At 35.8% G+C, this 8,756-nt stretch carries 10 protein-coding genes and 1 pseudogene; 5 read left to right on the top strand and 6 right to left on the bottom strand.

Annotated features, from left to right (window positions below):
- Positions 1-345, top strand: a pseudogene (locus HET73_RS04350) (hypothetical protein); the annotation flags it as partial.
- 100 nt (positions 346-445) lie between these two features.
- On the opposite strand, the gene tmk reads toward HET73_RS04350, so the two are convergent.
- Positions 446-1,045 carry a dTMP kinase gene (gene tmk, locus HET73_RS04355; protein ID WP_174134082.1) on the bottom strand — a complete coding sequence of 200 codons (600 nt, stop codon included), beginning with the start codon at positions 1,043-1,045 and terminating at the stop codon, positions 446-448.
- A gap of 114 nt (positions 1,046-1,159) precedes the next feature.
- Here tmk and HET73_RS04360 point away from each other — a divergent pair, with 114 nt between their 5' ends.
- Positions 1,160-1,732: a thioredoxin family protein gene (locus HET73_RS04360; RefSeq protein WP_174133521.1), complete on the top strand. Its 573-nt coding sequence runs from the start codon at positions 1,160-1,162 to the stop codon at positions 1,730-1,732.
- 5 nt (positions 1,733-1,737) lie between these two features.
- Positions 1,738-3,456: a monovalent cation:proton antiporter-2 (CPA2) family protein gene (locus HET73_RS04365; RefSeq protein ID WP_174134083.1), complete on the top strand. Its 1,719-nt coding sequence runs from the start codon at positions 1,738-1,740 to the stop codon at positions 3,454-3,456.
- A gap of 32 nt (positions 3,457-3,488) precedes the next feature.
- Here HET73_RS04365 and HET73_RS04370 read toward each other — a convergent pair whose 3' ends face one another.
- The 5 genes from HET73_RS04370 to ftsA all read right to left on the bottom strand — a co-directional run bounded on the left by HET73_RS04370 (position 3,489) and on the right by ftsA (position 7,172).
- Complete coding sequence (locus HET73_RS04370; RefSeq protein ID WP_174132986.1) at positions 3,489-4,112, bottom strand: SURF1 family cytochrome oxidase biogenesis protein; 624 nt, start codon at positions 4,110-4,112, stop codon at positions 3,489-3,491.
- 1 nt (position 4,113) lies between these two features.
- Positions 4,114-4,590: a bacterioferritin gene (gene bfr, locus HET73_RS04375; RefSeq protein ID WP_174134084.1), complete on the bottom strand. Its 477-nt coding sequence runs from the start codon at positions 4,588-4,590 to the stop codon at positions 4,114-4,116.
- A 59-nt stretch (positions 4,591-4,649) separates the two neighbouring features.
- Positions 4,650-5,150, bottom strand: coding sequence for an RDD family protein (locus HET73_RS04380; protein ID WP_174133531.1), 501 nt, complete (start codon positions 5,148-5,150; stop codon positions 4,650-4,652).
- The gene (locus tag HET73_RS04385; RefSeq protein ID WP_174133532.1) at positions 5,150-5,788 is read right to left on the bottom strand and encodes an HAD family hydrolase; all 639 of its coding nucleotides are present in this window, start codon (positions 5,786-5,788) and stop codon (positions 5,150-5,152) included. The genes HET73_RS04380 and HET73_RS04385 overlap by 1 nt, the downstream gene beginning before the upstream one ends.
- Positions 5,789-5,933: 145 nt before the next feature.
- A complete protein-coding gene (gene ftsA / locus HET73_RS04390; RefSeq protein ID WP_174134085.1) occupies positions 5,934-7,172 on the bottom strand; it encodes a cell division protein FtsA in 1,239 nt (412 codons plus the stop codon).
- 137 nt (positions 7,173-7,309) lie between these two features.
- Between ftsA and def the strand changes: the two genes are divergently transcribed.
- Together def and HET73_RS04400 are read left to right on the top strand one after the other, a co-directional pair.
- The gene (gene def, locus HET73_RS04395; protein WP_174133424.1) at positions 7,310-7,849 is read left to right on the top strand and encodes a peptide deformylase; all 540 of its coding nucleotides are present in this window, start codon (positions 7,310-7,312) and stop codon (positions 7,847-7,849) included.
- Entirely contained in the window at positions 7,839-8,633 is a 795-nt protein-coding gene (locus HET73_RS04400) for a uracil-DNA glycosylase (RefSeq protein WP_174133425.1), read from the top strand. The genes def and HET73_RS04400 overlap by 11 nt, the downstream gene beginning before the upstream one ends.
- Positions 8,634-8,756: the final 123 nt, after the last annotated feature.

Raw genomic sequence — 8,756 nt, forward strand, 5'->3', positions numbered from 1 at the left:
GCAAAATTACTATTGAATGCAGGTGTTGATCCTAATCGTTCTATTCATCATGCTGACCCAAAAAAGAAAAGCAAGCTTGTAGAATTATGTAAGGAAAGTATAATTAACAATCCACAAAAACAATCTTCAGGAAGAAGGTGGATGGTTATAGTTCCAGCGTTATTGTTTAGTGCTATAGGTGCCACGTTGGCTGCAATGGTAATTATACCTGAAATCGCTGCTATTGGAATAGTTGCAACTGCTGTGTTATCAGGAATTGCTGGTGCTGTGATAGGTGGCGTAGTGGGGTATCTTGTTGATGTGGTAATAAATCAATGCTGTGGTAATCAACAGTGTGCAACTTAGCTACTCTCCGGATTCGCTCAAACCTCCAGTTCAGGTCATTGAGGTACTTAAACATCAAAGCAATTTTAAGAGTGCTACAGGAAACGCCAAGCCTTTCAGTTCAGGTTATGCAATTTAACTGCACAATAATTTCACCATGCACTTGATTATTGTCTTTAGTTTCAATTTCAGTAATAACACTACACCTATCTGGCTCTTTTAGTGCTATTTCTTGAAATCCTTTTCGAACTTTATCATAAAAATTAATGTCCATCTCTTCGTATTTATTTTTATCCTTTGCTCTGCCTAGCCCAACTCGAACGTCAATATCTAGGATAAATGTGATATCTGGACGTTTAATTTTTACTAACTCATGTAGGTCTCCTATTAGCCTTAAGTCAACCCCAAGCCCGTATCCTTGGTATGCAATAGTTGAATCAATAAACCGATCACAAATTACTATCTTTCCTTCTTTCAGGGCTGGTAATATTAATTTTTTCACATGTTCATATCTCATTGAGACGAGTAACAGGAGTTCAGAGATAGGATCAACATCGTCCTTAAGCAATATTTTTCTTACCTTCTCTGCAAAATCAGTGCCACCTGGCTCTCGGGTCAATATTACACGATTTTCACCACGAATTTGCTTAAAATGATTTGCAAGTAACTCAGACTGTGTTGTTTTACCAGAGCCGTCTACTCCTTCGAAAGTTATAAACATAAGTTCTACAATTGCGATACTAAAAAAGAATGTGCAAATAGTATATACAGGAACCATTTGACATTTAAGCAATAATATTATAAGTTATGTGTGATACACAAATCTCTGTAAGCTATGGTTGCACTGAATACTCCCAAGATAGACTTTGACTTTACTGCAAAGGATTTTAATCTTCTAGGGGTGGATAATAAACACTATGCATTGAATGATTGTCGTGGAAAAAATGGCCTAATTGTAATGTTTATATGCAACCACTGTCCTTATGTTCAATCGATTGTCAGCAATCTAGTAAGCGATGTTGATTTGCTAAGAAAAGATTACCAGGTAAATACCGTTGCAATAATGCCAAATGATGTAAATGAATATCCAGAAGACTCCTTTGAAAATATGGTCAATTTTGCCAAGGAAAATAAGTTTACATTTCCATATCTGATTGATAGCACGCAAGAAGTAGCTAAAAAGTATGATGCTGTTTGTACTCCTGACTTTTTTGGCTTCAACGCTAAATTAAATCTTTGCTATCGTGGACGTTTTAACGATGCAAAAAAAGACAAGGTTCAAAACTATAAAATAGGAAGCAGTGATCTATTTCAAGCTATGAAATTTATTGCAGAAACCGGTAATCCTCCAGCCGAGCAAAAATCAAGTATTGGTTGCTCAATTAAATGGTCTAATTCTATAGGTTAAATATCATGCACAGCAACTCTCAGCATTTGTTTGATATTATAATTTTACTCTCTGCTGCTGTGTTTATAGTTATAGCGTTTTGGAAAATGAATATCAGCCCAGTGCTCGGTTATTTCGTTGCAGGTGCGTTGATTGGCTCTCATGGATTTAACCTAATACATTCGGCTGAAGCAATGGATAATTTTGCAGAATTTGGTGTAGTTTTTCTATTGTTCATTATAGGTCTTGAATTGACATTTGAACGCCTTATCGCCATGCGCATTCATGTATTTGGGTTTGGTTCCCTTCAAGTTATAGTCACCATGGTAGCAATATGGTGCATTGCTCTTGCTTTTGGAGTGAATACAAATATGGCAGCAGTTATTGGCGGCGGACTTGCATTATCCTCAACAGCGATAGTGTTACAGGTCCTACAGGAGAAAGGTTCTCAAGCAAGTCAAGTTGGTAGGTTGTCGATAGCAGTACTATTGATGCAGGATTTTGCAGTGGTACCGCTAATAGTATTAGTACCTTTACTTACCGGTAACTCTGGAAACAGCCTGATAAGCTCACTGGCAGGTTCATTAGTGCAAGCAGCTATCGCGTTAGTACTGATATTTATAACTGGTAGGTTGTTACTTAGACCCTTATTTTCGGTTATTGCTAAAATGGAAAGTAACGAGGTTTTTATATCAACAACACTCCTGATAATACTGGGAGCAGCATTCATTACTGAACAATTTCATTTATCGATGGCATTGGGCGCATTTGTTGCTGGATTATTAGTTGCAGAAACGGAGCATAGGCACTCAGTAGAACACGCAGTGTTGCCATTCAAAGACTTGTTTCTAGGCTTATTTTTTATGACTGTCGGTATGTCTATCGATATTGATCTTTTACTCAATAAGCTACCGCTGGTTACTTTATTATCGGTTATCCTTATTGTTCTAAAAACATCTATTATATATGTATTGTGTAAATTCTTTGGGTTTAAAAGCGCACCTGCTATACAAGCTGGATTGCTGCTTGCACAAGGGGGTGAATTTGCATTTATTCTATTTCGTCTAGCAGATGAGCTAGACGTACTACCAAGTGAGATTGCTCAAGTGCTTATGATGGTAACTACAGTAACTATGGCTTTCACTCCTCTTTTATCAGGACTTGGAGATTGGATAGTAAATTCATTTAGCACTGAGAAAGTAATACTAGACGATAAAGCAATTGAAACAGACACACAAGATCTTTACAACCATGTGATAGTTGCTGGGTTTGGCAGGGTGGGATATATGGTAACAAAAATGCTTACTGCAGAACATCTAAGTTACGTTATTGTGGATATTCAATCAAAAATAGTCAAAGAAGGGAAAAGTGACAGTTTTCCTATATATCTTGGAGATGCCACAAGATATGAAATTTTAAAATCAGTGGGAATAGAAAGAGCTCAGGCTCTTGTGATTTCAATAAAAAACGAAGTTACTATAAAAAAGATAGTTTCTTTGGTTGCAACAAATTTCCCGCATGTAAATATTATAATACGCCTACCAGATCTGAGTAATGCAGAGGTTTATAAGGATTTAGGGGCTAGTAAAATTATTCCTGAAACATCTGAGATGGGGCTGCAACTTGGTGGAGCAGCATTGAGCCTGAGTGGAATTAGCGAAAGTGGAGTTGAGTCTTTAAAAAGTAGGTTTAGAAAAGGCAATTACAGTATGATAAAGGACATTAGTAGCGATATGGATGAATGATTATTTCTTCAGTTCTCTTCCAACCGTTGATGTCAGACACTTGAGTGGTGTTTGTTTTGTCTATAATAAACCACATATATAATTAGCCAAATCAAGGAAAGTGCAAACCAAGTTACTGTATATTCTAAGTGTTTCATCGGCTGTATAGTTAATTTATTGCCGAAATCTTTTTGCCACAACATACATTTCCCTAGCTCAATACCAAGTTCATTGGAGATTTCTTCTGTACTTAGGGTAAACCACGTGTTTAAAGCAGTATCATTCTTGATCAACCAACTTCTGCTTTTACTGCCATCGCAATATAAAATTCCACTCACAGCTACTTTTTCAATTTTTGTCTTCTCACCCTTCCTTTCTTTGATCATTCCTTTATTCACCAGCATGTAATGTCCAGTGGTGAGCAGCATAGGAGACAGCACATGATAACCGCGCTGTCCTGCAAAAACGTATAGTTCTATATCACTTAGAATCCCATCAATCTTGACATGTCTATAGTTAAAATTTGCAAGATCATCATTGGGCAATAGATAAACAACTGGAAGACTCATATTTTTGATAATATTATTCTTCCAGTTCAACCTAAACAATTGCCATAACCCTAATGAAAAAAGAAGTAAACAAGGTATAATTAAAACAAATACTGTTTTTTTTAACACTTTATATTTGCATTTTTAGGTAATTTTCTGTACCTATAAGCTCAATAAGGCTAATCTGCTCTTCAATCCAATGTAAGTGCTCTTCTTCATTTTTCAATAGTTCTTCTAATAACATTACACTAACAAAATCCTTTTCTTTTTCAGCAACAGAAATTACCTCTTTATAATCTTGTAAACCTTTTTCTTCTAATTTGAAATTATCTTCTAAGATTTTGCGTATTGTATCTTTCGTGAACTTCCCGTCATACTTTGAGATTTCATTTGTATTTTGAAAGTTTGGTACACCTTTAAGCAATAAGATTCTTTCTGCCAGTTCATTTGCATGTCCAAGTTCTTCGTTAAGCTCTTTTTTCATCTTTTCTGCAAGTTTATTAATCCCATTATCTTTGAGAACTGAAGAATGTAAAAGATACTGACGCACAGAAGTCAACTCGTTGGTTAGTAATTTATTCAAATGCTTTACTATCTCTTTACTCATAACCTTCCTTTAGTTTAATCTATCGATATAATCTACATGACAATGAAGCTGATGACAACTTATTTGATAGTTTCCTTTACAACAATCGTACCAAACAGCATATCATGATATGTCTGTTTTTTCTGAGAGAAGCAAGCAACCAAATACCAGCAGAGGACAAGCAGATACTCTATAACTACTACCATAACTACTACCAATATGTTGAAAACGCTTACTAACGCATCTTGTTCTTGAAAAAGCCCGACAAGGATAAGTATTACGTTTTTCAATAGATAAAGAAAAAACTGAGAGATGCTTCTATCAAATGCTAAACTCAAGTCTATTTTAGAACCGTCTAGGCTTATGGTATGTATGTTCATTAACTGCTGACCGGGAGTTGCCTGGGCTGCTGAAGATATAAAATATGTGAAGTAACTGCAATTTACACACATATATGATAGATCTAAAATTAACGGAAAATTCTTTAACAATAGTATAATTAATAAGTTTGGAATTAATAAAACTGCCATATCTATTAGATATGCACAAAAGCGCCTTTTTATACTGGCAATCTCTGTCATTACCTATCTTTCAAATACTTTATTATGAAGTCTGTAAGTTCATCAAAATGCTGAAAACATAACAAATCTTCGTAGCCACTTATTAATTGGCCGTATATGATAGGCAAACAATTAGCGTTTTGTGCACACGAAATATCTGTGATGCTATCACCAACGAAAAACACATTTTCTCTATTTATAGGCAATATACTCTCCTCTAGTGCAAATAGCAGTGGAGTTGCAGATGGTTTATCTTCCGCAGTATCACATGAACCAACTACTTTTTCAAAGTAAGAGTCTAGCTTAAAATAGGCTACTTCTTCACGTAAATTAGTGTTTTTCTTATTACTTACTATTGCTAGATAGATATTATGGCTTTTCAACGTCTGCAGCATTTTCTCTACTCCTTGATTTAGAGTAATGTTTTGCAACAGTGCATTGTCTAAGTATTGTTGGTATATCTGATTCGCTTTTTTCCACTGATCGCCAAATAAATTGACCATGTAGCTTTTTCTTGATTCATGGGAATTTCTATCAGCAATTTTATTACTACACCCCATTAAGTCCAAGGTATGCTTAATGGCATTAGAAATATTATCTTGAGTGTCAACTAAGGTATTATCCCAGTCGAATACTACTGCTAATGGGCTGCTTTTCATCCATGTAATGTTATGTATTTTAAGTTAATAAGTAAATAACATTTTAATGAAAAAACCGTAAACAAGACGCTCTTGGTAAAACATCCTTCATTAGAAATGACCAGGATAAAGGGCCAGGACTCGCGTGACAAGAAGAAGCAGAAGTCTAAACTGTAACTTTTGATTTTACCCAGTGGTATAATTTACTTATTTTGCCATCATGACCGAGCATTCCGGGATTATTTTTATAAAAAGTGTCAATTATGAGCTTTATAGAACCTATTGCAGCAGAAAACACAGGATTTTTATTGTATTCACCATCAAGACCGCTACACGATTCAGGACACCCAATACGGACTTGCTTATTGAATATATAGCTTGCAATCTCTTTTATACTTGCCAGTTGACTGGTCCCGCCTGTGATGACTACTTTATTAATTGGGTCTTTCTGCTCCCAAAATTGCTCTCTTATTAGACCAAGTATTTCTTCAATTCTTGGTCTTATGATGTCAACAAGTTCGGACTTGAGCACTTGAGTCGGTTCATCACTTTCACTATTTTGTACTGTAATATATTCGTTCTCATCTATTGAGGTCACAATAGTGTTACCATACAGTATTTTTATGCGTTCTGCATGTTCTATACTTGTGCATAGCCCATAGGCAATATCTCGGGTAATGTGAATACCGCCAACTGGAATGCTGCTTGCGTGTATAAATTTTCCTCTCTTAAAAATTCCAATTGCAGTACACCCACCCCCTATATCAACAATAGCAGTCCCGAGTTCTTTTTCATTTTCGCTTAGACAGGCAAGACCTGCAGAATAAGCAGAAGCAATACAACCTGCCATACTTATCCCATTATTGTTGGTTATACAATTTTCAATGTTGGTAAGCGCTGGACGCGAAGCAGTGACGACATTAACATCAGCAGATAATCTTTTTCCATATAATCCACTAACCTCCTTTATATCAGTCATGTCGTCTAAGTGATATTTCAGTGGTATATTGTGAATGATAACATTTTCTTCAATATATTTCTCAAACGTTTGAAAGACTACACGTTTTATATCACGATCAGAGATTTCATGATTAGCTGCAATAATTTCATTGTGCACATTGAAAGATGAGATGCTACATCCAGCAATATTAACATATATCTGGTCTATAGTTTCTTCTGATACTTGCTCAGCTAAACCTACGGTTGATGAAATAGAATAATTTGCATGTTTTACATCAGTTATTAATCCACCATTTACACCCTCTGCAATCTTATAACCTGTTCCTGTTATTTTATAGTTAAAATTGTTGCTGATCTTAACAATTAGACAAATAATCTTTGTTGTACCTATGTCTAAAACAGCAAAAACATTTCTCTTTGGTTTTACTATTACTGCAGAGTACATTAGTTGACCTTATTATACAATTTCATTCGAATTGTAGCTTTCTTTAATAATTTATATTCCTATTAAAAACACAGCAACATTTTAATATACCCCAAATACTGGACAAAGGGAAAAATAAAACATAAAATTATAATTTTATGTCTAAATTACCAGTTGTAATTGCTCCCGATGAAAGGCTAACTACACGTGCCAGTGAAGTAACAGATATAAACGATAAAATTAAAGAATTAGTAAACGACATGTTTGAAACTATGTACGATGCAGAAGGTCTTGGCCTTGCTGCAGTGCAAGTTGGAGTGTTAAAGAGAATTTTCGTCATGGATATTCAGCTGGAGAAAACCGAAGATGGGCCAGCAGCATATGAATCGACAGGCAAATTTTGCATGATTAACCCTGAAATTACAGAATTATCTGACGAACAAGTAATTCTCACAGAAGGGTGTCTTTCAATTCCAGAGCAAAGCTATGAAATTAAGCGTCCAAAGTATTTAACTGTGAAATACAGAGACTTAAATAACGAAGAACAGACGCTAAAAGCTAGTGGTTGGCTTGCAAGGTGTATTCAGCATGAATTGGATCACCTAAATGGTATATTATATATTAGACATTTGTCTAAATTGAAGTATGATATGGCCATGAAAAAGGCACAAAAGGTTAAGAGGCACTATGAGCAATGAAGATCTAGAATTACTGAAATTTTACCATGAAGAAGGCATTGATTGCACGCTGACAGAAGGTGAAGAGGAAAAAGAAACAGCAACAAAGGAAAATAGCGGACTTGCACAGTCCCCTGCCATCGAAGCCGAAGCCCAAAAAAAAGAGCAACAATCCATGTTTCCAAGTGACTGGATAGTTGAGGCAAGGAAACTTGCGAGTAAATGCAGTAGTGTAGATGAGCTAAGAAGTGCAGCTGAGTCATTTGAAGGTTGTGAAATAAAAAAAACTGCAACTAATACTGTTTTTTCCGATGGTAATCCAAATGCAAAAATCATGCTCGTTGGTGAAGCTCCAGGTGCAAATGAAGACCTGCAAGGCATACCATTTTGTGGTGCAAGTGGGATGCTGCTCGACAAAATGTTAAATGCAATCAATCTTGACCGCACTACAGTATACATAAGCAATACTGTATTTTGGCGTCCACCTGGCAATAGAAAGCCATCCGACCTAGAGCTTGATATGTGCAGACCATTCGTCGAAAAACATATTGCACTGGTTTCACCGCAGATTTTAATTTTAGTTGGGGGAATCGCATGTTATAGCCTTCTTGACAACACAAAGACTATATCAACTTTACGTGGCAGATTTCATACGTACACCAACCAATATTTATCTCATTCAGTTGTTACAGCTGCTATATTTCACCCAGCTTACCTACTTCGCCAGCCAGCACAGAAACGTTTAGCTTGGGAAGATTTAAAGAAGATTAGGGAATATCTTAATAATAATTGTACAAATATTTAGTAAAACAATCATTGGTGTAGTTAACTGGCATAAAAACTCCTTGACAACCCCCACCAATCTTATTATCACGCCACTAAGGGTATTTCTGACTCAAAACTTGTTTTTGATCCGCGCGGATTCAAT

This window comes from Wolbachia endosymbiont of Atemnus politus, assembly GCF_013309895.1.

Excerpts from the sequence above, each read along its gene's own strand:
- tmk (WP_174134082.1), bottom strand. The coding sequence starts at position 1,045 with ATGTTTATAACTTTCGAAGGAGTAGACGGCTCTGGTAAAACAACACAG.
- HET73_RS04360 (WP_174133521.1), top strand. The coding sequence starts at position 1,160 with ATGGTTGCACTGAATACTCCCAAGATAGACTTTGACTTTACTGCAAAG.
- HET73_RS04365 (WP_174134083.1), top strand. The coding sequence starts at position 1,738 with ATGCACAGCAACTCTCAGCATTTGTTTGATATTATAATTTTACTCTCT.
- bfr (WP_174134084.1), bottom strand. The coding sequence starts at position 4,590 with ATGAGTAAAGAGATAGTAAAGCATTTGAATAAATTACTAACCAACGAG.
- HET73_RS04380 (WP_174133531.1), bottom strand. The coding sequence starts at position 5,150 with ATGACAGAGATTGCCAGTATAAAAAGGCGCTTTTGTGCATATCTAATA.
- HET73_RS04385 (WP_174133532.1), bottom strand. The coding sequence starts at position 5,788 with ATGAAAAGCAGCCCATTAGCAGTAGTATTCGACTGGGATAATACCTTA.
- ftsA (WP_174134085.1), bottom strand. The coding sequence starts at position 7,172 with ATGTACTCTGCAGTAATAGTAAAACCAAAGAGAAATGTTTTTGCTGTT.
- def (WP_174133424.1), top strand. The coding sequence starts at position 7,310 with ATGTCTAAATTACCAGTTGTAATTGCTCCCGATGAAAGGCTAACTACA.
- HET73_RS04400 (WP_174133425.1), top strand. The coding sequence starts at position 7,839 with ATGAGCAATGAAGATCTAGAATTACTGAAATTTTACCATGAAGAAGGC.